Origin of the sequence: Sutcliffiella horikoshii, assembly GCF_044809035.1 — a bacterium.
Lineage (GTDB): Bacteria > Bacillota > Bacilli > Bacillales > Bacillaceae_I > Sutcliffiella_A > Sutcliffiella_A horikoshii_G.
In genome coordinates this window covers 3,259,700-3,285,476 of record NZ_CP085237.1, presented here as the reverse complement: position 1 = coordinate 3,285,476, position 25,777 = coordinate 3,259,700, and the positions used below count along the sequence as shown (strand labels likewise).

25 protein-coding genes are annotated in these 25,777 nt (G+C 41.3%); 20 read left to right on the top strand and 5 right to left on the bottom strand.

Annotated features, from left to right (window positions below; all coding sequences use genetic code 11):
- Positions 1-7: 7 nt before the first annotated feature.
- Positions 8-859 carry a MurR/RpiR family transcriptional regulator gene (locus LG307_RS17115; RefSeq protein WP_404444502.1) on the top strand — a complete coding sequence of 284 codons (852 nt, stop codon included), beginning with the start codon at positions 8-10 and terminating at the stop codon, positions 857-859.
- A gap of 238 nt (positions 860-1,097) precedes the next feature.
- On the opposite strand, the gene brnQ is transcribed toward LG307_RS17115, so the two are convergent.
- Entirely contained in the window at positions 1,098-2,432 is a 1,335-nt protein-coding gene (brnQ, locus tag LG307_RS17110) for a branched-chain amino acid transport system II carrier protein (protein ID WP_404444499.1), read from the bottom strand.
- 316 nt (positions 2,433-2,748) lie between these two features.
- On the opposite strand from brnQ, the gene LG307_RS17105 reads away from it, so the two are divergent.
- The 5 genes from LG307_RS17105 to LG307_RS17085 all read left to right on the top strand — a co-directional run bounded on the left by LG307_RS17105 (position 2,749) and on the right by LG307_RS17085 (position 9,024).
- Positions 2,749-3,894, top strand: coding sequence for a cysteine desulfurase family protein (locus LG307_RS17105; protein ID WP_404444496.1), 1,146 nt, complete (start codon positions 2,749-2,751; stop codon positions 3,892-3,894).
- On the top strand, positions 3,891-5,099 hold the full coding sequence (gene thiI / locus LG307_RS17100; protein WP_404444492.1) for a tRNA uracil 4-sulfurtransferase ThiI: 1,209 nt from the start codon (positions 3,891-3,893) through the stop codon (positions 5,097-5,099). Before LG307_RS17105 ends, thiI begins: the two co-directional genes overlap by 4 nt.
- A 91-nt stretch (positions 5,100-5,190) precedes the next feature.
- Complete coding sequence (locus tag LG307_RS17095) at positions 5,191-5,394, top strand: alpha/beta-type small acid-soluble spore protein (protein WP_047972144.1); 204 nt, start codon at positions 5,191-5,193, stop codon at positions 5,392-5,394.
- 288 nt (positions 5,395-5,682) lie between these two features.
- On the top strand, positions 5,683-7,272 hold the full coding sequence (gene mbcS / locus LG307_RS17090) for an acyl-CoA synthetase MbcS (RefSeq protein ID WP_404444488.1): 1,590 nt from the start codon (positions 5,683-5,685) through the stop codon (positions 7,270-7,272).
- A 153-nt stretch (positions 7,273-7,425) separates the two neighbouring features.
- Positions 7,426-9,024 (top strand): amidohydrolase, encoded by a 1,599-nt coding sequence (locus LG307_RS17085; RefSeq protein WP_404444485.1) that lies wholly within the window; start codon positions 7,426-7,428, stop codon positions 9,022-9,024.
- A gap of 218 nt (positions 9,025-9,242) precedes the next feature.
- On the opposite strand, the gene LG307_RS17080 is transcribed toward LG307_RS17085, so the two are convergent.
- On the bottom strand, positions 9,243-10,043 hold the full coding sequence (locus tag LG307_RS17080; RefSeq protein ID WP_404444482.1) for an NAD kinase: 801 nt from the start codon (positions 10,041-10,043) through the stop codon (positions 9,243-9,245).
- Between the two features lie 177 nt (positions 10,044-10,220).
- Between LG307_RS17080 and sppA the strand changes: the two genes are divergently transcribed.
- From sppA to LG307_RS17040, 8 genes are all read left to right on the top strand, one after another.
- Positions 10,221-11,231, top strand: coding sequence for a signal peptide peptidase SppA (gene sppA / locus LG307_RS17075; RefSeq protein WP_404444479.1), 1,011 nt, complete (start codon positions 10,221-10,223; stop codon positions 11,229-11,231).
- Between the two features lie 12 nt (positions 11,232-11,243).
- A complete protein-coding gene (locus LG307_RS17070) occupies positions 11,244-11,807 on the top strand; it encodes an RDD family protein (RefSeq protein ID WP_404444476.1) in 564 nt (187 codons plus the stop codon).
- An 86-nt stretch (positions 11,808-11,893) separates the two neighbouring features.
- Positions 11,894-12,595 (top strand): DUF2953 domain-containing protein, encoded by a 702-nt coding sequence (locus LG307_RS17065; RefSeq protein WP_404444474.1) that lies wholly within the window; start codon positions 11,894-11,896, stop codon positions 12,593-12,595.
- A gap of 20 nt (positions 12,596-12,615) precedes the next feature.
- A complete protein-coding gene (gene ytfJ, locus LG307_RS17060; protein ID WP_404444471.1) occupies positions 12,616-13,095 on the top strand; it encodes a GerW family sporulation protein in 480 nt (159 codons plus the stop codon).
- 337 nt (positions 13,096-13,432) lie between these two features.
- On the top strand, positions 13,433-13,933 hold the full coding sequence (tpx, locus tag LG307_RS17055; RefSeq protein WP_404444468.1) for a thiol peroxidase: 501 nt from the start codon (positions 13,433-13,435) through the stop codon (positions 13,931-13,933).
- Positions 13,934-14,076: 143 nt separating this feature from the next.
- Complete coding sequence (locus LG307_RS17050; RefSeq protein ID WP_404444465.1) at positions 14,077-15,072, top strand: class I SAM-dependent methyltransferase; 996 nt, start codon at positions 14,077-14,079, stop codon at positions 15,070-15,072.
- 198 nt (positions 15,073-15,270) lie between these two features.
- On the top strand, positions 15,271-16,458 hold the full coding sequence (locus LG307_RS17045; protein WP_404444462.1) for an acetate kinase: 1,188 nt from the start codon (positions 15,271-15,273) through the stop codon (positions 16,456-16,458).
- Positions 16,459-16,568: 110 nt separating this feature from the next.
- Positions 16,569-17,429, top strand: coding sequence for an EcsC family protein (locus LG307_RS17040; RefSeq protein ID WP_404444460.1), 861 nt, complete (start codon positions 16,569-16,571; stop codon positions 17,427-17,429).
- A 190-nt stretch (positions 17,430-17,619) separates the two neighbouring features.
- Here the strand turns inward: LG307_RS17040 and LG307_RS17035 are convergent, their stop codons facing one another.
- Positions 17,620-17,934: a hypothetical protein gene (locus LG307_RS17035; protein WP_404444457.1), complete on the bottom strand. Its 315-nt coding sequence runs from the start codon at positions 17,932-17,934 to the stop codon at positions 17,620-17,622.
- Positions 17,935-18,086: 152 nt separating this feature from the next.
- Here LG307_RS17035 and LG307_RS17030 point away from each other — a divergent pair, with 152 nt between their 5' ends.
- Entirely contained in the window at positions 18,087-18,254 is a 168-nt protein-coding gene (locus LG307_RS17030) for a hypothetical protein (RefSeq protein WP_404444454.1), read from the top strand.
- Between the two features lie 27 nt (positions 18,255-18,281).
- Here LG307_RS17030 and LG307_RS17025 read toward each other — a convergent pair whose 3' ends face one another.
- Positions 18,282-19,586 (bottom strand): cytosine permease, encoded by a 1,305-nt coding sequence (locus tag LG307_RS17025; protein ID WP_404444451.1) that lies wholly within the window; start codon positions 19,584-19,586, stop codon positions 18,282-18,284.
- Positions 19,587-19,682: 96 nt separating this feature from the next.
- Here LG307_RS17025 and LG307_RS17020 point away from each other — a divergent pair, with 96 nt between their 5' ends.
- Together LG307_RS17020 and ald are read left to right on the top strand one after the other, a co-directional pair.
- Positions 19,683-20,483 carry an SDR family oxidoreductase gene (locus LG307_RS17020; RefSeq protein ID WP_404450486.1) on the top strand — a complete coding sequence of 267 codons (801 nt, stop codon included), beginning with the start codon at positions 19,683-19,685 and terminating at the stop codon, positions 20,481-20,483.
- 148 nt (positions 20,484-20,631) lie between these two features.
- A complete protein-coding gene (gene ald, locus LG307_RS17015) occupies positions 20,632-21,753 on the top strand; it encodes an alanine dehydrogenase (RefSeq protein WP_404444448.1) in 1,122 nt (373 codons plus the stop codon).
- Positions 21,754-21,806: 53 nt separating this feature from the next.
- On the opposite strand, the gene LG307_RS17010 is transcribed toward ald, so the two are convergent.
- Positions 21,807-22,910 (bottom strand): M24 family metallopeptidase, encoded by a 1,104-nt coding sequence (locus LG307_RS17010; RefSeq protein ID WP_404444444.1) that lies wholly within the window; start codon positions 22,908-22,910, stop codon positions 21,807-21,809.
- Between the two features lie 171 nt (positions 22,911-23,081).
- Between LG307_RS17010 and LG307_RS17005 the strand changes: the two genes are divergently transcribed.
- The 3 genes from LG307_RS17005 (at position 23,082) to LG307_RS16995 (ending at position 25,479) form a co-directional block, all read left to right on the top strand.
- On the top strand, positions 23,082-23,765 hold the full coding sequence (locus tag LG307_RS17005; protein WP_404444441.1) for a metal-dependent hydrolase: 684 nt from the start codon (positions 23,082-23,084) through the stop codon (positions 23,763-23,765).
- A gap of 94 nt (positions 23,766-23,859) precedes the next feature.
- Positions 23,860-24,102, top strand: a complete 243-nt coding sequence (locus tag LG307_RS17000; RefSeq protein WP_404444438.1) for a hypothetical protein — start codon at positions 23,860-23,862, stop codon at positions 24,100-24,102.
- 69 nt (positions 24,103-24,171) lie between these two features.
- Complete coding sequence (locus tag LG307_RS16995; RefSeq protein ID WP_404444435.1) at positions 24,172-25,479, top strand: DRTGG domain-containing protein; 1,308 nt, start codon at positions 24,172-24,174, stop codon at positions 25,477-25,479.
- Positions 25,480-25,777 lie beyond the last annotated feature (298 nt).

Sequence of the window (25,777 nt, the reverse complement as noted above, 5' to 3'; positions counted from 1 at the left end):
AGACATCATGACCTCATTTTCTGTCATAAAGCAAATAGAACGTCAATTAGACCGTTTTACAGATGCAGAAAAGATTGTGGCCACTTTTGTTTTAGAGAATGCAGAACGAGTTACACAAATGAGCACAAAAGAACTTGCCACAGCCTGCAGTGGAAGTGAAGCTTCTGTTATCCGCTTTTGTAAAAGACTTGGTATTCAAAGCTTTAAAATATTGAAGATTGAACTCGCAAAAGAAATTTCTGCTCGAAGTGATGCTGTCCTTGATATGCCTCTTCAATTTCATGATGATACGAACACCGTCATTCAAAAAGTGATGATGAACACCATGCAAGCATTACAAAACACACAGAAAATTTTGACTGTCTCCTCGTTTAATGAGGCTGTAGAGGCTTTGAGCGGTGCGGAGCGTGTGTATCTTTATGGAGTGGTAGGTTCGGCAATCGTTGCACAGGACTTTAAACAAAAGCTTCTCAGAATTAACATGCCTGTTTATCAATCAGAAGATAATCATTTGCAAATGATGATGCTTGCTAATACGACGAAAGCGGACGTTGTTTTTGTTATCTCCACGTCCGGAAAAACCAAAGAGGTAATAGATGTACTAACTCTTGCAAAGGAAAGAGGAGTCCGGACTATTCTTTTAACTCAGCATGCACCATCTCCTGCTCGCCGTTTAGCTGATATTGTGCTGACCATGTCGGAAGAAGAACAAAATCTCCGTATCGGTACGATGACTGCTCGTATTGCACAGCTTGCTATCATTGATGCTCTATTTATATCTATCTGTTCTAAAAAAGGACAGGGAGTATATGAGCAAATTATCAATACACATGAAGCTATTCAAAATAGAAAATCCTAAACCTATTTTAGGAATGCTGACTTCTTAAAAAGTCACATCCCCTTACCTCATCTTCTTTCATAATGAAGACATAGGGTTTGAAGGTGAGAGTTAGAGTCATTTGCAGATAATAATTTTCAATAGTAATCGTAAGATTGCACAAAAAAATCGTCCTTTCAGAGACGATTTTTTTGTGCGTTTTTATTTATTTTTGTCAAAAAAGTGGCTGTCAAAGGAAAGCTCCTTTGTGAGTTTATAGTCATGCAATGCTCTCATTAGATTGCTTCGAGGTTAATGCCCCAACAACCAGCCCAATTAGAACCCCAATCACTGCCGGTACCAACCAACCTACCCCTTCATTATAAAAAGGAAGTATGCTGAAAATTTCCTGTAAAAATGTAATATCAATCTCAGCCATAGCCAATCCATCCACAACACTAATTATTCCTGTGAATAGCAATGCAAATCCATATACAAACGATTCATTTTTCCAACGGTAGAACGAAAGAACAATTAGCACAATCGCTAATGGATAGATCATAATTAATACAGGCAACGAAATCGTAATCAATTGCTCTAGGCCGGCATTAGATACAACTAAACTAAAGATGGATAGGATGGCAACAAATACTTTGTAAGATACAGACGGCATAATCTTAGAAAAGTATTTGCTTGTCGCCGAAACAAGTCCTACAGATGTCGTCAAGCAAGCAAATGTAATTGCAAGCCCCAAAATCACTGCGCCGACAGAACCAAACAGATAATTGGCAGAGCTGGACAATATTTGACCGCCATTCCCGGCAGCACCCACTGCATCAAGACTAGTTGCCCCAAGGTAGGATAACCCCCCATAAACGATAGTAAGACCTATGGCGGCAATAAATCCTGCTTTCAAACAAAGCGAAGTGATTGTTTTTTTATCTGTTACGCCTTTATCTTTTATTGCAGAAATTACAACAATTCCGAAAACTAAAGCTGCAATGGTATCCATGGTTAGATAGCCTTCAAGAAAGCCTTTAAAGAAAGGTGAGCTTTGGTAAGGCTCTGTTGGGGCACCTATAGCGCCCATCGGAGTGATGATACTTTTAACAACAAGAATACCAATAACCACTAACAGGATGGGTGTTAAGACTTTCCCAATTCGATCAACAAGTTTTGCAGGATTTAATGCAAGATAATACGTAATAGCAAAGAATACTAAAGTAAAAAGAAACAGTGCCCAGCCTTGCGGGTTAACCGATTCAGGCAAGAAAGGTGTTGCCCCAATTTCAAAGGCTACAGTTCCTGTCCGAGGTATGCCAAAGAATGGACCGATCGCTAAATACATAATGATAGTAAAAACAATTCCGAAAATTGGGTGTACACGATTAGCAAGTGTTTGAAGGTCGCCACCTGTGTAGGCAATGGCCATTACTCCAAGAAGCGGCAGGCCAACTCCTGTAATCAAGAATCCAATTACGGCTATTCCGACATTATCACCGGCTGCTTGTCCTAGTAATGGAGGGAAAATCATATTCCCGGCACCTAAAAATAAGGCAAACAACATTAGTCCCAATACCAATATGTCCTTATTTGTATATACTTTTTTATGCATGAATATCCTCCTGATGAGAAAATGAGATGAATACGTTTTCATCCTATCATAATTTTGATGAAATTTGTCGAATAACATAAAAGTTCAACAATTCAATATATTAGAAAAACAACTAATAGTTTAACATGTCTATACAAGTTTAGAAAGAGAAAAGAGACTATTCCTAATAAATACCTTTATCACGGTCCTATAAACAAAGGCAAATCTTTTCCATGGATATAAAATGTGCTAACATTAATATTTGCTTATAAGAAAATATTATCTATATTAATTGATTGATGATTCCAATTCCTCATCATACCTATGGAGGATGCCCATGATTTATTTAGACAATAGTGCCACTACTAAACCATATAAAGAAGTGTTGGATTCTTTCCTGAAGGTCTCCACAGACTATTTCGGAAACCCATCTTCCCTTCATTCGCTCGGAGGAGATGCCGAAATGTTGCTGAACCGCTCAAGGGAGACAATTGCTTCGTTGTTGCATGTCCATCATAAAGAAGTGATTTTCACTTCAGGTGGGACAGAAAGTAACAACTTGGCGATTAAAGGTTGTGCCTTGAGTAAAAGAAATATAGGCAACCATATCATAACAACTTCAATTGAACATCCCTCTGTTACGAATGCGATAAAGGATTTGGAACAGGAAGGGTTTGAAGTGACGGTTCTGCCTGTTAATAAAGAAGGAAGAATTACGAAAAAACAAGTAGAGGAAGCGTTAAGGGAAGAAACGGTGTTTGTTTCCGTTATTCATGTTAATAATGAAACGGGAGTGATCCAACCAGTAGAAGAAATTGGAGAAGTGCTTGTCTCCTACCCTAATGTGAGCTTCCATGTTGACCATGTGCAAGGCATCGGGAAGGTTCCTTTACCACTGGATGTCATAGACCTTTGCTCACTTTCCGCACATAAGTTTCACGGACTAAAAGGAAACGGTATACTTATTGCAAGAAATGGAGTCAATCTTCATCCGATCCTTAGCGGAGGAGATCAGGAATGGACGTTGCGTTCAGGAACTGAAAATGTCGCGGGTATTGTTGCCATGACGAAAGCTCTGCGAATGACCCTAGAGAACAGTGAAAGTCATTTATCTAATTTATCTTCATGGAAACAATACCTTATAGATAAATTGGAGCAGATGAATGGCGTATTCATCCATACATCCAGAAATCAAAGCGCTCCTCATATTATCAATTTTTCCGTTCCAGGAATAAAGTCGGAAGTCCTTGTCCATGCATTAGGGACGAAGAAAATATATGTATCGACTACCTCTGCCTGTTCGTCCAAGCGAAAAGCGCCAAGCAAAACCTTAACCGCAATGGGAGTAACAAGGGAACAAGCAGAAAGTGCTATTAGAATAAGCATGACTTACAGTACAACGAAAGATGAATTGCGCTTGTTTTTACTAGAGTTGAATCAAGCCATCACCACTATAAAAGAAGTAACGAGGGAAAAAAAATGAACTATGATCACATCTTGATACGATTTGGAGAACTGTCTACCAAAGGAAGAAACAGAAAACAGTTTGTCCAACGTCTTAGTTTCAATATTTTAGAAAAAATCAAGGACTTCCCAAATGTCACAATCGAAAAAAGCAGAGACAGAATGTTCATCAAACTAAATGGGGAGCCTCATGAACAGATTTTAGATCGCCTTCAGAGTATTTTCGGCATTCACTCATTTAGTCTTGCAGTCAAAACGAAAACAGAACTAGAAGATATGAAAAACGGCGCTCTGTTTGCCCTGCAGGCATTACCGTATAAAGGAAAGACCTTTAAAGTGACGGCCAAGCGGGCTTATAAGAACTTTGAACTTGATACAAATGGGTTGAATCATGCAATCGGTTCCCATTTATTGCGTAATACAGAAGACTTGACGGTAAATGTAAAGCAACCAGATATAAATGTAAGGGTGGAAGTCAGAGAGGACGCGACCTACATTACTTGTAAGGACATTGCAGGCGCAGGAGGTCTTCCGGTTGGGACAAGTGGTATTGGTGTGCTCATGTTATCAGGCGGGATAGACAGCCCTGTTGCCGGTTATTTGGCAATGAAACGTGGCATTAGACTGGAGGTTGTCCACTTCTTCAGCCCGCCTTACACAAGTGAACGCGCGAAACAGAAAGTGGTAGAACTCACAGAAAGACTGACAGATTTCGGTCACTCCATTCATTTGCATATCGTTCCCTTTACAGATATCCAAGTAGCGATACAAAAGCAAGTACCGGAAAACTACACGATGACATCCACCAGAAGATTCATGTTAAAAATAGCGGACAAGATCTGTGAAAAAGAGCAAGGGCTTGCAATCATAACTGGAGAAAGCTTGGGGCAGGTTGCCAGTCAGACATTACAAAGCATGTCGACCATTAATGAAGTAACTACCACTCCAATCATTCGTCCGCTCATTACGATGGACAAAATAGAAATCATGGATATCGCCAAACAAATCGATACGTTGGAAATTTCCAACCGGCCTTATGAAGATTGTTGTACGATTTTTACTCCGTCTGCACCGAAAACGAAGCCAAAAAAGGAAAAAATCAATTTTTATGAAAGCTTTTTTGATATAGATAAGATGGTAAATGATGCAGTCGACCGTACGGAAAAGCTATTGATAACAGGGATAAAGAAAGAAGAAGACAGTGTTATCAACGATTTATTTTAACCTTTTGGTACTGTGAAGAATTACCATATTTAAAACATGAATGATGCCATGTGTTTTTACACATTCTATATTCACAAGGAGGTGAAAACACATGGCAAACAACAGTTCAAACCAACTAGTTGTACCTGGTGTACAACAAGCTCTTGACCAAATGAAATACGAAATCGCTTCTGAATTCGGAGTTCAACTTGGTCCTGATGCAACTGCTCGCGCTAACGGTTCCGTTGGTGGAGAAATCACTAAACGCTTAGTTCAAATGGCTGAACAAAGCTTCGGTGGCGGTTACCAAAAATAATATATAAAATGGCTACGAGGTGGGGGAAACCCCACCTTTCTTCTATTCTAATCTTGGAGGTGCTTTTTTATGAAGGAGCAAAATCAAGTGGAAAAACAACAGAAGAAACAAGGCAGAAAACGCCGCAACGAACCAAAGCATGCGGTTAAATCGAATGAACAATAGAAATTTTTAGGCACCTTCTTTAGAGAAGGTGTTTTTTATTTATAAAATTCCGCAAAATAATTCAAATTATTTAAAAAATTTTGTAAGATAGAGGTAGTACTATTACAAAGGGGATGACTTCATATGAAAAAAGAAGAACTTTTAGCACCAGAAAAGTACAATCTTGTTGAAGAAGTGGAAAAGCACGCACAAGACAGCGAAAGGCTTGCACTCATCTGGGAAAGCGAGCAAGGGGAGAAGGAACAAGTAACGTATCAAGAATTAATGAAAGCTGCAAATAAAATTGGAAACGCTTTACTTTCAGAAGGGCTGCAAAAAGGGGATGTAGTTCTTGTCATGATGCCAAGGCTTATAGAGTCGTATCAAGTGTACTTAGGTGCACTTAAAGCCGGTATTATCGTTATTCCATGCTCTGAAATGTTAAGGGAAAAAGACCTTGCATACCGAATCGAACACGGAGATGTTAAAGGGATCATTACATATCACCCATTTGTGGAACAGGCAGATAAATTGGAGGAAGTGGTCAACCTGGTAAGATTCAGTGTTGGTGGACTAGCAGAAAAGGGCTGGACAAACCTTCACGAAGCGATGGAAAAACAATCAGACCAACTTGAATTTGCCTCTACATCCAAAGATGATATGGCATTCTTATCTTACACATCAGGGACCACGGGCAACCCAAAAGGTGTTGTTCATACACATGGCTGGGCTTATGCCCACCTCCGTACTACCTCCAAAAACTGGCTTGGGATTGAAGACAATGATGTAGTTTGGGCAACAGCAAGTCCTGGCTGGCAGAAGTGGATTTGGAGTCCTTTCCTATCGACACTCGGTTCTGGGGCAACAGGATTTGTCTATCATGGCAAATTTGATCCTAACTCATATTTGAAGCTTTTGGAGAAACATGAAGTGAATGTCCTTTGCTGCACACCGACAGAGTATCGTCTTATGGCGAAAGTGGATAACTTGAATGCTTATCAACTTCCGAATCTTCATAGTGCAGTATCAGCCGGGGAACCATTAAACCGGGAAGTCATTGACACTTTCCGTAAACATTTCCAAGTCGATGTCCGAGACGGATATGGACAAACAGAGAACACGCTTCTACTTGGTGTGTTGAAAGGAATGGAAATCAAATCAGGATCCATGGGAAAACCGACACCTGGCAACCGGGTAACCATCATCAATGAGGATGGCGAAGAATGTGCAATAGGGGAAGTCGGGGATATCGCAGTACATGTAGAGACACCGGCCCTTTTCAAGCACTATTACAAAGATCCTGAACGTACATCCAGACAATTTAGAGGGGACTATTATATTACTGGAGATAAAGCAAAGAAAGATGAAGATGGATACTTCTGGTTCGAAGGCAGAAGTGATGACATTATCATCAGCTCAGGCTACACAATCGGACCTTTTGAAGTGGAAGATGCATTGGTAAAGCATCCGTTGGTGCGTGAATGCGCGGTAGTAGCAAGTCCGGATGAAATTAGAGGGAATGTGGTCAAGGCGTTTGTTGTACTTCAAGATGGAGTGGAGCAAGAGGAAGAGAAACTGACAAAACTGCTTCAAGAGCATGTCAAGGAATTGACAGCACCGTATAAGTATCCTCGGAAAATCGAGTACGTTGCCGAACTTCCGAAAACTACTTCTGGAAAAATAAGAAGAATAGAACTAAGGCAGCAAGAATTGGCTCAAGCGGCACAATCCTGATAAAGATAAATCTACAAAAGAAAGGCAGGATGGTGGGGATCACACATTCTTTGAACCCACCTATACTGCCTTTTATAATGTAATTTTTTTGTGCCTGAGCTTCACAAATGATAATCTAAATGTAATTTTACAAAAAGAAGGAGAAAGATCACCATGGGAGAAATTTGGTGCGGCGGCACAATCTATACAATGAGATCAGAACTGGAAACGGTAGAAGCTGTCTATACGGAAGATGGAATGATTAAAGACTTGGGAACTCAAGATGAGCTACTCTCTACATACAAACATGCAAAAAAGCAAGATCTGAATGGAGCGGTGATGTACCCAGGCTTTACGGACAGTCACATGCACCTTATTGGACACGGCGAGAAGCTACTTCGACTGGACTTGTCAAACTATACATCCCCCCAAGATGTGAAGAAAGCATTAGAGAAAAAAGTGCAAGAAACGCCTAAAGGAGAATGGATTTTTGGGGAGGGGTGGAATGAGAATAATTTTGTCGATCGGAAAATATTCCACCGAACAGAGCTTGATGAAATTACTTCTTCCCACCCCATGATTTTATCAAGAGTTTGCCGCCATGCGGTTTTGGTCAACAGTAAAGCATTGGAATTTGCCGGCATTACAAAAGAAACAGAAAATCCTCCAGGAGGAGTGATTGTAAAAGATATAAATGGCGAACCAACGGGATATTTACTTGACCAAGCACAGGAATTAGTAAAAAAGAAGATACCAAAAGCGAGTGAAAGTTACTTATATAATGCATTGAAAACTTCCATTGAAGATTGTCTGCGACTTGGATTGGTGGGCAGTCACAGTGAAGACCTTAGTTACTACGGCAGTTTTGCTAAAACCTTCGGAGCCTTTGAAAATGTAATTGATAAGGACAAGTTGAAATATCGTGCCCACTTGCTGGTTCATCATGAGGTGGTCGATGATATGCATGAGGCAGGCCATCAATTTAAAGAAACCACAGGATTCATTTCACTTGGTGCCATGAAAATTTTTGCTGATGGAGCACTCGGAGGCAGAACCGCACTGTTAAGTCGTCCATATAATGATGCTCCAGAAACTTCCGGAGTGGCTATCCATACACAAGAACAACTGTATGGTTTAGTAAAAAAAGCAAGGGAATATGGCATGACGGTTGCCGTTCATACCATTGGGGATCTTGCGTTCGAATATATGTTAGATGCCCTTGAAAAATACCCCGCTCCAAAAGGGGAAAGAGACAGGCTCATTCATGCCCAAATCCTTACTAAGGACCTTATTGATCGAGCTAAAAAACTGTCGCTCATCCTTGATATTCAACCGCGTTTTGTGGCAACCGACTTTCCTTGGATCATTGAACGTTTAGGAGAGGAAAGGCTCAACTATTCTTATGCATGGAAAACACTTTTGGATGAAGGACTCATTTGTGCTGGAGGATCTGATGCTCCGATTGAACCAGTTGACCCGATTTTAGGTATTCATGCAGCTGTTACGAGGCAAATTCCGGGTGATGCAGAAAAAACAGTGTATCAACCAGAACAACGCCTTACCATGTATGAGGCAATCGGGCTGTTTACAAAAGGTAGTGCACAAGCTATTTCCGAAGAGCATAAACAAGGGATTATTGATACAGGCTACTACGCAGATTTCACAGTACTTGATACCGACCTTTTTAAAACAACAGATGATGGGATTCTAGAAACAAACGTACTCATGACAATCGTCGACGGTACGGTAGTGTATAAAAGATATCAAGAATAGCCACAGTCAATGATGATTTATAGCTGGTGATTGGAGAAAATGGCGTAGACTCCAGCGGGGGAAGAAGCGACATTGTTGAGACCTGCAAGCGTTGTGAGGAGGCTCAAGGTCGCCCCGCGGAAAGCGAAGCCATTTGCGGAAATCAACAGCGGAGTTATACAGTATAAAAAAGGACACCGCCTACATGCGGTGTCCTTTGGTTGTTACATGGGGGAATTTTATAAAAATGTCCGTTTGACCTTCTCCCAAAACGAATTGTCCTTCAACTTTACTGTCTTGATCTTCTTATCTGTAAGCTGAATATCCAAACGCTGGACATGCTTGATGCTAAGGGCCTCGTTATCAATACCAATGGTCGGATAATCATTGCCATCCTGAATCACTTTTAAAGTAAGCTTCCTAGAACCTGCCATTATAAACGGGGATCCAAGCGTGCGGTAACTGTTATTGTTAATAGAAGCAAGTTCACTTACCTGAAAGCAAGGAAGCATCGGATCTACAACAGCACCTTGGACTGACTTATTGTAGGCAGTACTACCTGTTGGGGTGGATACAATCATCCCATCCCCTCGGAAAGTTTCAAAATGCAATTCATCTATGTAAACATCTATGGCAAACGTTTTGATGATGGCGGAGCGGATGGAGCATTCATTCAAACATTGGAAAGTAGAAGTGTCATCAATGGTTACTTCAATAGTTGGATATTTTCTGACCTCAATTTGTTCAAATGTCATGGCTTCGACCATTTTCTCCGTATCATCGATATGAAAATCGCAATAAAAACTAGACGTTTCTCCAGTATTGATTCCTGCATATAGGCAATCATCCTTGAAACCTGTTTTCTGAACAGCCTGAAGGAATGTGCCATCTCCTCCCACTGCCACGATAATGTTGGCATTATGGTAATCGCTTATTATTTCAAAGTTATTTTCTACCGCTAATAGTTCCAGTTTTTCCACCTTAGCCACTAGCTCTTCTTCCCTTTTATAAAAGAAAAATATTTTACGGCGTTCTGTCATGGTATTTCCTCCTTTTTCATAATAAAAAATGGAACTTAAACGAAAAATATCCAAAATATTATCCTTTTGGAAAAACTTTTAGTACAATTCTATATTGTGATAAGTTTACCATTTTGATGAAACTTTTTAAAACGATTTAACGTATAGGTACTGTACGAACAACTAGGAGGTTTGGATATGAGTGGAAAGCGTTGGGCCGCGTTAGGCATTGCGGCATTACTATTTTTTGTGTCAATCATCACAGGTCTTGCAACACAACCTGCAGAAAGCTCCACATCTGGTTCTTTTTCGGATATTTTAGGCGGGGAAGATGAGTTTATTGAAGAAATTATTGAAGACGGAAGTGCAAATCGTAAAATTCTTGTTTTAGAAGTTAATGGAGTTATTCAGGATACAGGAAGCGATGTGACATCTGTATTCCAATCTCCGGGATATAACCACCGTCAATTCTTGAGAATGTTAGATCAAGCAAAAGAGGATAATTCTGTTAAAGGGATCATTGTTCGTGTCAATACACCAGGCGGCGGAGTTTCCGAAAGTGCCGAGATACATAAAAGACTGGTTGAAATCAAAGAGGAAACAGAAAAGCCAATCTATATTTCTATGGGCACAATGGCTGCTTCCGGTGGATACTACATTGCTGCACCGGCAACCAAAATTTTCGCTTCACCTGAGACGATTACCGGTTCTATCGGTGTCATCATGCAAGGGATTAACTACAAAGAACTTGCTGAAAAGTATGGCGTGAAATTTGACACCATCAAAAGTGGACCATACAAAGATATCATGTCCCCAACAAAAGATATGTCAGAGGAAGAGCGTCAAATTCTTCAATCAATGGTGGACAATATGTATGATCAATTTGTAGAAGTAATTGTGGAAGGCAGAGGAATGAGTGAGTCAGAAGTAAGGAGAATAGCTGATGGAAGAATCTACGATGGTCAGCAAGCCAAAGACATCAATATAGTGGATGAGCTGGGCTATTTTGAAGATGTTATTGATGCAATGAAGAAAGACCATGATATGGGGAATGTTCAAGTTGTCCAATACACAGAAAACTTAGGCTGGGGCTCCTTATTCAGCATGAATGTTCAATCACTATTAAAGCCAGAGTCTGAAATGCAGATGTTAGCGAAGCTTATCAATCAACCTAATTCTCCAAGACTAATGTATTTGTATGCAGAGTAGGGGGAGAAAAAAATGAGAGATGAGCAGAATAGCGAATACACAAACGAAAATGTCATTCAAGAAGACTTGAACCCAGTAGAAGACAGAACCGGCTTTACTGGAACTAATGATACAATGGTGGCTACGGCTACGAGAAATATAGCAGTTCCGGAATATCGCTATGCGGGGTTTTGGATGAGGTTATGGGCATTTCTATTGGACCTTTTAATCATTTGGAGCATTGGAGCTATCTTGATATTTCCAATCTTTAGACTGTTAGGAATATCGACTAGCCAAAGCTTCATGTTCTCGCCTGCAACCATTGCGACAACGATTGTGCTTTATGGATACTTTATTCTTATGACAAAGTATTTCAAACAAACATTAGGAAAGATGGTGTTTGGTTTACGAGTGGTGGATCTTAAAGCAAATGACCTTTCATGGAAAACGATTCTCTTTAGAGAAGGAATCGGACGTTATATTGCTTTAGTCTATGCACCTCTTACCTATATCGTATTTCTTGTGGCCGCTTTTACAAGTAAAAAGCAAGGTGTGCATGACTTTATTGCCGACACAACCGTGGTTCATGAAAAATAAGTAATAAACCTGAAGTCCATTGTGACTTCAGGTTTATTTTTTTGTTGCTAGGAGATAATGGAAGGGGGAAGAAAGGTTGTGAAAGTGTGATTTGGACCGTAATAATTGTTGCCATTATCATTCTTCTTTTAATCATGGTTCTCGTCACTAGAATTACCATCCATTTTTATTACCATCATCAACAAGATAATGATCAGATGACAGTGAAGCTAAGTGCTTGGTACGGATTGTTGCGGTACACCATTGATGTCCCGCTTATCAGTGTCGACAAAGACACAGCATCCATTCATGTCGAGGAAAAAACCAAGGTTGGTGGCGGGGATCCGTCTAATGGGAAACAAAAAGAAAAAGATTTTTCTCCAAAAGAGATATGGCAAAGCTTTGAAGATACATATGAATTGGTGCGCCACGTTGTCGGCATGCATGAGATAGTAAGGAGATTGCTTTCGAGAGTGGAAGTCAACCACTTGGAATGGCATAGCAATATTGGTTTAGGGGATGCTGCCCATACTGGAATGTTTGTTGGAGCCGGATGGTCGATTAAAGGCGGAATCGTTGGCTTTTTAAGTAATTATACAGATTTCCAAGCTCAGCCGAAACTCTCCATCACTCCGTATTTCCAATATACTGTTTCCCAAACAATGTTTAAGTGTATGATTCGGTTTCGAATCGGGTATGCTATGTTGGCAGGAATAAGAATCGTTAAATATTGGAAGGGTGGTAGACCTAAGTTTAAAACCCGTCCTTTATCTGTGTTGTCCAAAGAGGAAAATCACAAATCCATGTAAAAGCAATAAGGAGGATCACTATGTCTGAACATCCAATTAAGAGTCTGATGACAACAGCGATGGAAAATTTAAAAGATATGATTGATGTTAATACAATTATCGGTGACCCGGTAGAAACTCCGGATGGAAGTGTCATTTTAACTGTTTCCAAAGTCGGCTTCGGGTTTGCGGCTGGAGGAAGTGAGTTCCAAGGCGGCAGCCCATCAGGACCTGAGAAAAACGATGGAGGTGGCAATCATCAAAACCAAGGTCATAAGCTTCCTTTTGGAGGAGGTAGTGGTGGTGGTGTCTCCATCACACCAATCGCTTTCTTGATTGTCAATTCACATGGAGTGAAAATGCTGCATCTTGATGAAAGCACCAGTATCTATGAAAGACTATTGGACCTTGCTCCTCAAGCGGTTGAAAAAGTGCAACATATGTTGAACAACAATAAAAACAATAGAGAAAATCACTCAGATCATTCGTACAATGACCATAAGCAGGATTTGGACTTCTAAAATAGCCGGCTGCCCAGCAGTTGGCTTTTTTTTTGTTTTTGGGTTGCAGTGGGGTGGGAGAGGGAGCGAGCGGGATATCAAGAAATATTGCGATATATCAAGAAATACATGGTAAATATCAAGAAATTGGATGATATATCAAGAAAACTAAGGTGGATATCAAGAAAAATCGAGATATATCAATAAATCTACACACTTCGACAAACTTCGATAAACTAAGATCGTGGAAGGAAACCACCGAATTCCCCTCCACATCAACAAAGTTTGATTAATTGCAAATCTTTCAAAACATAGCTATTATTACAAGTGTACATACAATATGAGGAGGGAAATTATCATGGCAAACGTAACATTTAAAGGCAACCCGATGACACTAATCGGGAGCGAAGTAAAAGTTGGCGACCAGGCTCCAAACTTCTCCGTTCTTGCAAATGACCTATCACCGGTAACATTGGAAAACTACAAAGGATTCAAGAAATTAATCAGCGTAGTTCCATCCATCGATACAGGAGTATGTGATCAACAAACACGCAAATTCAACGAAGAAGCTGCAAAGCTTGATAATGTAAAAGTTATCACTGTCAGCATGGACTTGCCTTTCGCTCAAAAGCGCTGGTGTGCAGCTAGTGGACTTGACAATGTTGAGGTAGTATCTGACCACCGTGACGCTTCTTTCGGTGAAGCATTCGGCGTATTGATGCAAGAGCTTCGTCTTCTTGCACGCTCCACGTTTGTTGTGGACTCCAACGACAAAGTAACCTACGTTGAATATGTTGGGGAAGGTACAGACCACCCTAACTATGAAGCGGCTATCGAAGCGGTAAAAGCAGCAGAATAATACGTTATTCAAACCATTGCAACAAGACGAGCAGACTGTGATAATAGCAGTCTGCTTTATTTTTGCCTAAACACCATGTAAAATAGGAATACTGAAAATTTGTTGGAAGTAAACGAAGGTTACCCATGAAAAGGAGTGGCACAATGTCCATTACGAAACTAGAAAATACATTTACCTTATTTGATACAACAGCACAAATCCTACAAGAAGAACTAGACTGTACATACCTAGAAGCACTTGCAGAAACCGCAGAAAACCTCTTTCACGGAGCAGTCATCCAAGAAGAAGTCTCAGAAATCACCAAACGAAGACTTGAAAAAGAATATAGCAAGCTAAACATCACTTCCCTTCAAAAAGAAGAAATCAGAAAAGGGTTTCAGCTGGCTATCCTAAAAGGAATGAAAGACGCAGTTCAAGCTAACCACCAAATGACTCCTGATGCGATCGCCATGTTTATGGGATACCTCGTAGGAAAATACACTTCACATTTGCAACAGCTGACCCTGCTGGATCCTGCTATCGGTACAGGAAACCTCCTGACAGCTGTCCTAAACCACCAGCCGAACAAAAAGTTAGCGGCATTTGGTGTAGATGTGGATGACCTGTTAGTAAAACTTGCCTATAATAATGCCAACCTGCAAGAGCAAGCAATCAGCTTATTTAATCAAGACGGCTTAAGCAACCTGTTTGTCGAACCAGTCGATGTGGTTGTAAGTGATTTGCCGGTCGGCTATTATCCAGACGATAACAATGCAGCGAACTTTAAGCTAAAAGCAGGAGAAGGCCATTCCTATGCGCATTATCTATTTATTGAACAAAGTTTGCGTTATACAAAACCGGGAGGCCATCTCTTGTTCTTAGTTCCAAACACCATGTTTGAAGAAGAAGAAGCAAAACGAGTGAACAGTTTAATTAAAGACGAAGCCTATATACAAGGAATGCTCCAGCTCCCGGAAACCATGTTCAAGAATAAAAATCATGCCAAAAGCATCCTTATCCTGCAGAAAAAAGGAATCGGTGTAGAACCGCCTAAAGAAGCTCTGTTGGTAAACCTGCCAAGCTTCTCCAACATGCAGGCAATGGAAAAAATCATGGCCCAAATCAACCACTGGTTCTCAGAGCAAAAGAACAAAAGATAACTATGCTATTCTTCAGAAAATAACGAATATATAAGGTAAGCGTTACCAAAAAGGGAAGCCTCTTGCAAATGCAGTATGACGGTGTTTAAATGAAAAAGGTATATATAATATCGGAACTTTGCACAAGATAGGTAGAGTGTAAAAACATTTAATCATCCATCCAAGTGTGACCATATAAAAGGAGTTGTACGTATCGTCATGTCAAAAGTTATTGCAATCAATGCAGGAAGCTCTTCTCTTAAATTCCAACTGTTTGAAATGCCTAGTGAAAATGTTGTTACAAAAGGATTAGTGGAACGTATCGGATTAAACGATGCTGTTTTCACCATCTCTGTGAACGGTGAAAAAGTAACAGAAATCACGGATATTCCAGAGCACGGAGTAGCAGTTAAAATATTATTGAAAAAACTAATCGATCTTGACATCATCCAAAGCTTCGATGAAATCACGGGAATCGGCCACCGTGTCGTTCATGGTGGGGAAAAGTTCAATGATTCTGTCCTGATTACAGATGAAATCCTAGGCGAATTAGAAGGACTTTCAGAACTTGCACCACTTCATAACCCGGCAAACATCGTTGGGATCAAAGCATTCAAGGAAATTCTTCCGAATATACCGGCAGTCGCTGTTTTTGATACAGCTTTCCACCAATCTATGCCGGAAAAATCGTTCCTTTACAGCTTGCCTTACGAGTACTATGAAGATTACGGCATCCGTAAGTACGGTTTCCACGGTACTTCTCATAAGTATGTTTCTGAGCGTGCTGCAGAATTACTTGGCAGACCGGTTGAGCAGCTTCGCCTGATTTCTTGTCACTTAGGAAATGGCGCAAGTATCGCAGCTATTGAAGGCGGTAAATCCATCGATACATCCATGGGCTTCACACCTCTTGCAGGTGTAGCAATGGGAACTCGCTCTGGTAATATCGATCCTGCTTTAATTCCATTCATCATGGAGAAAACAGGTAAAACAGCGGACGAAGTATTAGAAGTATTGAACAAACGCAGTGGTATCCTTGGGGTTTCAGGTTTCTCCAGTGACCTTCGTGATATTGAATCTGCTGCTACAGAAGGAAATGAGCGTGCGGAACTTGCGTTGGAAGTATTCGCAGGTCGTATCCATAAATATATTGGTTCTTATGCTGCAAGAATGTACGGAGTGGACGCAATCATCTTTACTGCAGGTATTGGCGAGAACAGTGATGTAATTCGTGCAAGAGTTCTTCAAGGACTTGAGTTTATGGGCGTATACTGGGATCCTGCATTGAACAAGGTTCGCGGTAAAGAAGCATTTATTAACTACCCACACTCTCCGGTTAAGGTCATCATCATTCCTACAAATGAAGAAGTAATGATTGCGAGAGACGTAATGAAGATAGCATTATAAGCTTCAGTCCCCAGCCTGTTTGATTTAACAGGACGGGGACTGTTTTTTTGTGCGGATTTGCTATGGTATAATGGAGAAAACTAGCAGATGGAAAAGTGAGGGGAAGAACTGTGTCCAATATAAGTAGAGAAGAACAATGGAAACGTAAACTTTCACAGTGGGAAGAAAAATTATATACATACGAACCATCCCAATTTTCAGATACATTAGACCATTGGGTGGATAAGGCGTTCGATTTACTTCCAGAAGACAAGAAAGAATTATTTTTCGCACAGATTGACACATGGTTGTTTCATTTGCACGGCATCATCCAGCAATCCTCCTTCCAACAGCAAGCAGAAGAACGAATTGTAAATATGGCCCGAAGTTACAGGGAAGATATTGAAATGATTGAAGATATCCGTGACCTGCCATTAGCACAGAAAGCTTTCATCGCTGAGCAGCAGATCGCCAAGCAAAAATTGTATTCGGTCATACAAGGTGGGATGACAGGAACGGCCAAACTATCCACTCTCGCGATTGATATTCCCGCCTTTGCAGCGCTGAATATCCGTACAACACAGCTTGTTGCCATGTCATACGGTTACAGGGCAAGTACCCCTGTAGAGATGGTCAAATCGTTGCAAATATTTTATAGTGCGACAATACCGAAGAAATATCAGCATGATCGCTGGGAAACATTGAAAAGCGAGCTTGGACAGGATATTGATCATTACTTTGATGTATTAACAAATAAAGATCACCCAACAGTATGGTTGCAGCAGCCATTAACGCATCTCGTCAAGCTACTGTTTGTCGCCCTTATAGGTCGCAAAAAAGTAAGCAATGTTCCGCTCCTTGGAATGATAACAGCTGCGGGAACGAACTACTACTGGACCAAAGAAGTCTCGGAGTTCTCCCATTACTACTATATGATGAGACACCTAGTAGAAAGCGGAGAACTAGACGAATCAGAATGTGAAATGTTTTAATGTAAGATGGAAAATAATAGCAGTTGCTTGGAGCAAAAGACGTAGACTCCAGCGGGGGAGTAGCGACATTGTTGAGACCCGCAAGCGTTGTGAGGAGGCTCAAGGTCGCCCCGCGGAAAGCGAAATCTTTTGCGGAAAGCAACTGCGGCGTCTAATGAAAAGGCGAATATCCATAGCGGATATTCGCCTTTTATGAGTGGATTTTTGATGATGATACATGCTGATTCATTCGATACCAAAGCCATAAATCATTAATAACACTGGCATGGTCCGCAATTTCCGAATTTAACTCGCAAGACCGCTCAAAATCTGCTTCATTATTCAATAAAGCCTGCTTATCATTGATTTCTTCTTCTAACTCTTTAATACGATCAGGAATGCTCCCACGAATCTTTTCCCATCGCAATAATATGTCCTGCTGAGTTTCTTTATTATATTGAGCCCATTCTAAGTCTAACTGCGGCAAAGGTATTCCGAGCCTTGGATCTTTTACAAAAGAAAACATCGCTACTTCCTTCCTTTTCTCCCCGTTTTAACTCATTGTATAATAACTTAGAAGAACATTCTATCCATTCTCCCTGTAATTTTTTCCACCTTTAAATGAGAGCGGCTAGACACAAACTAGGATGGATACTTAGTTGAAAGGTGGAAACCGAGATGAAGAAAAAAGATCCGAAAGAAATTTTCTCTTACGATGATAATGCAGTGAATGAGGTTCACAATCAAATTACGGATGCTTATTCCAGTGGAGTGGTCGGCGAGCAATACAGCTCCAATGCTTATCAACCGGTTGAAGAGGAAAGTGAACATACTTCTAACGAATAAGTAAAAATAGGTGCCATAAGCAGGCACCTATTTTTGTCTCTTTTTTATCAACAGGAAATAAAGAGTACCGGTAAAAAGAAATGCCAAGAAACCGGGAGACAAGTTTTCTGGTAAAAGTAGATAAACGACTATACCGGCTCCAATACAAATGAATGCGATTTTGTTGTAAGAAGATAATCCCTCACTGACTTCAATATGCTTTCTTTTTATAAAAAGAAAGTCAGTGATAATAACAGCAGATAAAGGAATGACAAATGCTCCAATGAATGAAATATAGCTTTTGGCTTCCTCCACCAATGCCGGGGACAATGACAAAAGGATCCCAGCAGCACCAAAAAGCAAAGAGCTTTTAACCCTCCCAAGTTGGGGCAAAGAATTTAGCAGGCTAAATCCGCCCGTATAGGCATTGCTTAAGTTAATGGAAACCATCGATAAGATAGCTGATCCTAAAATAATCGCGGTCAGAATGCCAGAGTTGGTCATTTCACTTGTTGCAATAAACGGATTAAGCACTCCAGTCAAACTAGCTGTGTAAGCCCCAAAAAAGGCTGTCAGAATAAAGCCTAGGACATTTCCGGAAAATAATCCCCAAAACCCCTGCCTGGATGTAATGGCATACCTTGTCACATCTGAGGATGAGGACACGCCAGATACATATTGTACAAAAGCAAGACTTGCAAAAAACCCCATGACGGGAAAATTCCAACCGCCGTCGATATTGTCTGCCATTCCCATCCCCGTTCCTTTTATAAGTAATAGGTATAGCATAACTAGCTGCCCGAGGATCAGCCATGGCATAAAGTATTTGGTTGCCTTTTTTACAGCATCAAATCCAACAAGAGCAAGACCACTCATGATCAAGGCCAGCAGCATGGCGATTATGTAAAATGGCAAAGAAAGTTGAAAGGTCCGCTCCAGAATAAACTGAATCACCAGCGTACCGCCTATTGTTTGAACAGAAAACCAGTAAAGGGATGTGATGGTCCGAATAGGGGAGGAGATGTACCTGGACCCTTTTATGCCGATAATGGATCGAATGGCAAATTGGGAGGGAATTCCCCGCACCGCACCTGGCAATGATAAATAAGAAACAAAGAAAAATGCCAGAGTTGCGCCGAAAATGGTGGAAAGCAAGGCTGCATAAAAGCTAAGCCCACCTTGAATCACGGCAAGTGCAGGGACAAGGAAATTTCCCGCATTTACCGAAAATGCCACTTGAATAATCATATATTCATACCATCTTGTTTTTCTTAATTCTTGTGGAACAGCATCTAAACCGAACCGCTCAATCCGGCTTCGAGGCGGTAATGCCACCGCTTGAGCTTTAGCCATGTGAAAGTCAGACTCCTTTCTTTCGTGTACCTAACAATCATTTTATCGTATCTTAACGGGTTATATGTTGTAAATTTTATCGATTTACAAGAAAATATAGAGGCAAGCAATTCTATTAAGGGGGAATCCAGTTTGAGACACGCCGTAATTACAGCTGGTTCCAAAGGACTTGGAAAAAAAGTAACAGAACAACTGCTGAATAAAGGATGTTCCGTTTCCATTAACTATAGAAATGACACCGAAACAATGGAGAAACTTAAAAAGGAATGGAGTCACTTTGGAGAAAACAGACTGCACTTTTTCCAAGGTGACGTTACAAAAAAAGAACATATGCATCAATTCATCGACGAAGTGATGGAGCGCTTCGGAAGAATTGATTATTTAATCAATAACGCGGGACCCTATATTTTTGAACGGAAAAAGCTGGCCGATTATTCTGATGAAGAGTGGGCGGAAATGATAGAAGGTAACTTGAGTGCGGTTTTCCATCTTTTCCGTAAAACCATTCCTTTCATGAGGGAGCAACGGTTCGGCCGCATCATCACCTATGGTTTTCAAGGAGCTGAATCATCACCGGGCTGGATCTTCCGGTCTGCCTTTGCAGCCGCCAAGGTAGGACTTGTATCGCTGACAAAATCCATTGCTATCGAAGAAGCCGAACATGGCATCACGGCCAATATGGTCTGCCCAGGCAATATTGTGGGGGAGATGAAAGAAGCTACAATTGAACAGGCGAAAGGGTTGGAAGACTCCAAGGATACCCCGGTCGGCCGCTCGGGGACAGGGGAAGATATTGCAAGAGCCATTGAATTCTTGTGTGAAGAAAACTCTGATATGATCACAGGAGCGGTGCTAGAAGTAACAGGTGGAGTGGAAGTGATCAACCGGTTCCGATAACCATGTCCATCCGCACTGAATTTAGATAATTCTGCATGTTTTGAAGCGCTTACAAAATGATTAAAAAACTATTTTACATTTTCTAGTTTAATGTTATATTAGTTACGTCTTAACGCTTTGTGATTATGATGAGGGAGGTATATGATCCATGAGAATTGGAGTACCTAAAGAGATAAAAAACAATGAAAACCGTGTTGCGATGACACCTGCTGGGGTTGTAAACCTTGTTGGTTTCGGACATGAAGTATACATAGAAAAAGAAGCTGGCATCGGATCTGGCTTTACAGATGAGCAGTATGTACAAGCTGGTGCAAAGATGGTGGATACAGCAGAAGAAGCATGGTCCATGGATATGGTCATGAAGGTAAAAGAGCCACTTCCTTCTGAGTATAATTATTTCCGTGAAGGTTTAATCCTTTTCACATATCTACACCTTGCTCCAGAACCGGAGTTGACCAAGGCTTTGATCGACAACAAAGTAGTTGGTATTGCCTACGAAACCGTGCAACTTCCAAACAATTCCCTACCTCTATTGACTCCAATGAGTGAAGTAGCTGGACGTATGGCTACGCAAATTGGTGCACAGTTCCTTGAGAAAATCAAAGGTGGAAAAGGAATTCTGCTAGGTGGAGTTCCTGGAGTTCGCCGCGGGAAAGTAACGATCATTGGTGGAGGTGTCGCTGGTACAAATGCTGCTAAAATGGCAATTGGACTTGGCGCAGATGTAACAATCCTTGACTTAAATCCTGATCGTCTTCGTCAACTTGATGATATTTTCGGAAAAGACATCCAGACCCTGATGAGTAACCCTTTAAACCTTGAAATCGCCGTAAAAGAATCTGATCTTGTTATTGGTGCCGTTCTTATTCCAGGTGCTAAAGCGCCTAAGCTAGTAACAGAGGAAATGATTCAATCGATGGGAGCGGGCTCTGTAGTAGTGGATATCGCCATTGACCAAGGTGGGATCTTTGAAACGACAGATCGCATCACGACACATGACGACCCTACTTATGTGAAGCATGAAGTCGTTCACTATGCAGTTGCAAACATGCCGGGTGCGGTACCGCGTACATCGACAATTGCATTGACGAACGTAACAGTACCTTATGCAGTGCAAATTGCCAATAAAGGCTACAAGCAGGCATGCCTTGACAATGAAGCTCTTCTAAAAGGAATCAACACGCTCGAAGGTTATGTGACATATGCAGCAGTGGCAGAGTCTCATGGCTTAGCGTACGAGAGTGCAAGCAACTTGTTGGTTAAAATTTAATCAACTTTTATAAAAAAACAGGTATCCATGTCTCTCGTGGATACCTGTTTTTATTATGGTTTTATGATCTGCAAATCTTTCGGATAGCTTGTTAATAATTCGATTCCGCCATCCGTTACTAAAATGTCATCTTCAATTCTTACGCCGCCAACTCCAGGCTTATAGATTCCCGGCTCAATCGTAAACGCCATCCCTTTTTGAAGTTTCATTGTGTTGGTTTCATTCATGGACGGATACTCGTGCACTTCAATACCAAGGCCATGTCCGATACGATGTGTAAAAAATTCGCCAAAGCCACTTTCGGTTATGATGGAGCGGGCTGTTCGGTCAATCTGCCCAATTTCCACACCAGGCTTACAAATATCCACGGCAGCAAGCTGCGCTTTCCATACCGTTTCATAGATTTCCTGTTGCTGCTCATTCACATTTCCAAAGGCAACGGTTCTCGTGATATCGGAGCAATACCCGTTTAAAACAACCCCAAGGTCAAACAGTACAAGGTCGCCTTCCTTCACTTGATCCAAGCCAGGCTTCCCATGAGGAGCGGCAGTCTTTAATCCTGTCAGGGCCATGGTCGAAAAGGACATTTGGCTGATGCCTTTTTTCTTCAGCTCAAACTCGATTGTTGCAACAAGCTCCTGCTCTGTTACACCTTTTTTAAGATGATGGACCCCAACTTCCACACCGAAATCGGCTAGTTTAGCTGCTTCTCTCAGAATGGAAATCTCTTCTGCGTCCTTTACTAGACGAAGTTGATACATTTTATCTTCTGCCGCGGCAAGTTTTACACCAGGGAAGATTTTCTCTAATTTATGTAGTCGAGCGACAGTCATATGTTCTTGTTCCACTGCCAGTTTCTCAATACTTACATCTTGTTGTTTCACATACTCCTGAACCTTTTGCCAAGGATCATCCGTGTCATTGTAACCGACAATCCCATAGGCCCAGCCAGTTTTCTTCACTTGCTCGACTTCCATATTAGGGCAGACAATCGCAGGCTCACTGTTTGGAAAAGCAAGAAGTCCCAACAATCTTTCATGTGGATCTGTGAAAAATCCGCTAATGTAAAACACGTTCGGTGTTGAAGTTAAGAAACAACCGGACAAATCCTCCTGTTTCAACCATTCCACCAGTTGCTGTAGACGATGTTCTTTCAACTCAGCCACTCCTTTTCGGGTAAGTTATTCTAGTTTAGAAGATTAATACGTTTACATTTAGAGTAGCAGGGAATTATAGTTCTGTAAATTTTATTTAGAAGGATTTTGGGTTAAAAAAGAGAAGATTAACTGGTATGAAGAATTTATGATGGATAAGGAGAGGTTGTTAGTATGAAGGTTTCCTATCATGGACATTCCGTAATAAAAGTTGAGGCTAATGGTAAAACCATTCTTTTTGACCCGTTTATCACGGGGAATGGTCTGACGGATTTAAACGTAGACGATTTGAAAGTGGATGTTATTCTTTTAACGCACGGTCACAATGACCATGTCGGGGATACGGTGGACCTTGCTTTAAAGAATGACGCTTTAGTTGTAGCGCCTTTTGAACTTGCCGAATATCTGGGCTGGCAAGGACTGAAGGTGCATGAAATGCATATTGGCGGTGCGCATGAGTTTGATTTTGGAAAAGTGAAATTGACTCAGGCTTTCCATGGTTCCAGTTATACAGATTACGAAACAAAAACAATTGTCTATACAGGAATGCCCAGTGGTATTTTGCTGACCATTGATGGGAAAACCATTTTCCATGCCGGAGATACAGCATTATTTTCTGATATGAAAATGATCGGGGAGTTAAATGATATTGATGTTGCCTTTCTTCCGATTGGAGATAATTTCACCATGGGTCCTGACGATGCGGTACTTGCTGCCAAGTGGCTGGACGCCTCCACGGTGGTGCCAATCCATTTCAATACCTTCCCAGTGATTGAACAGAATCCTAATGATTTTGTTTCCAAGCTGCCTGAAGGTGTCGGGAAAGTGCTGGAAGTGGGAGAGGTCATAGAATTATAGGCTGTTGCGAAGAAAAGAAGCGGATTTGCTTCTTTTTTTTGTTGGGCGGAATATACATGATACAAGCTATAGAGTTTGGAAGGAGTGTCATGTGTTGAAGAATAGACTTTTATTATCGCTATTATGTATCGGTGCAATGATGTATGTTGCCGTACCGCGCTTGCCGATGACAGAAGATGGACTTGCAGGGTGGTTTGCGATTGCATGGCTGGTGCTTGCCTTAATGGCAGTTGGTGGGAATATCGCAGCAATCATGTATCTGCCAAAGCGAAAGCGTATGGTGCGGAAAGCTAAATTGGCAGAAGTCAAGCAAGTCCGTTTGCGTCAATATCAGTAAACACATTGAATACAAGCTCTAACACCCGTATAATAAGGGTACAAATAATTATGTGGACGGGTGAAGAGTGTGACTAAGCATGAACAGATTCTCCAATATATTGAAGAACTTCCTATTGGAGAAAAAATTTCAGTACGACAAATAGCCAAGGCATTGACGGTCAGTGAAGGTACGGCATACCGAGCAATCAAGGATGCCGAAAATAAAGGATATGTTAGTACCATCGAACGCGTTGGTACTATTCGTATTGAGCGGAAAAAGAAAGAGAATATTGAAAAGCTGACATTTGCCGAAGTGGTCAACATTGTGGATGGACAAGTGCTTGGAGGCAGAGAAGGCCTGCATAAAACGTTGAACAAGTTTGTCATTGGCGCAATGAAGCTTGAGGCAATGATGCGTTATACAGAAGCTGGAAACCTGTTGATCGTTGGTAACCGCTACAACGCTCATAAGCTTGCAATCGAAGCTGGTGCCGCTGTATTGATCACAGGTGGTTTTGATACGGACGAAGAGGTCAAGCGTTTAGCTGATGAAATGAAGCTTCCGATTATCTCAAGTAGTTACGACACATTCACTGTCGCAACATTGATCAACCGCGCAATCTATGACCAGTTAATTAAAAAGGAAATTGTATTGGTGGAGGATATCTTAACACCAATCGAAGCGACAACCTACTTGACGACGGAGGACACCATAGCAGAATGGTACAAGGTGAACGAGGAAATCAAACACAGCCGTTTTCCGATCATCGATAAAAACTTGAAGGTTCAGGGTGTGGTCACTTCCAAGGATGTACTTGGGAAGGACTCCGGGACTTTGATTGAAAAAGTGATGACCAAAAACCCGATCACTGTTAATGGCAAAACGTCGGTTGCCTCTGCTGCCCATATCATGGTGTGGGAAGGTATTGAGATGCTGCCGGTAGTCGACCCGAACCACCGTCTTCTTGGAATCATTAGCCGTCAGGACGTATTGAAGGCGCTGCAGATGATCCAAAGGCAGCCGCAGGTCGGCGAAACCCTGGATGACATTGTGACCAATCAATTTATGGATGTCACAGAATCCAAAGGCGAAGAGACTTACCAGAGTGAAGTGACGCCGCAAATGACCAACTCGGTCGGAACGATTTCCTATGGAGTTTTTACCACCATCGTGACCGAAGCGGCAAAGCGTGTGATCCGCAATGTGAAGAAGAGTGACATGGTCGTGGAGAACATTACGATTTATTTTATTAGGCCAGTTCAGATTGACAGTACGATTGAGATCCGTCCGAAGGTGCTGGAGGTTGGTCGCAAGTTCGGTAAGGTGGACGTGGAAGTGTACCATGAAGGGTATGTCGTCGGCAAGGCGATGATGATGGTGCAGTTGATACAGTAGTGGAGTTAAGGAGTTCGAGGGTAACGCGCTCACCTTTTGGGGTGGGGGCGTTTTTAGGTTGTTGGGTGGGATAACGGAAGGTCAAGGTCAAAGGCAAAGACTAAAGTGTGGAAGGGCTTTTGGTGGTGGGATGGTGGTTAAGTTCGCGGATTTTGTCGTAACCTCTCGATTTCTTGATATATGTGATTTTTTCTTGATAAAAGCTGAAATTTATTGATATATCCCAAAAATTCTTGATATATCCCCGGAATTCTCGATATAATCCGATTTTTCTTGATATCCCAAATATCCCTCTGCA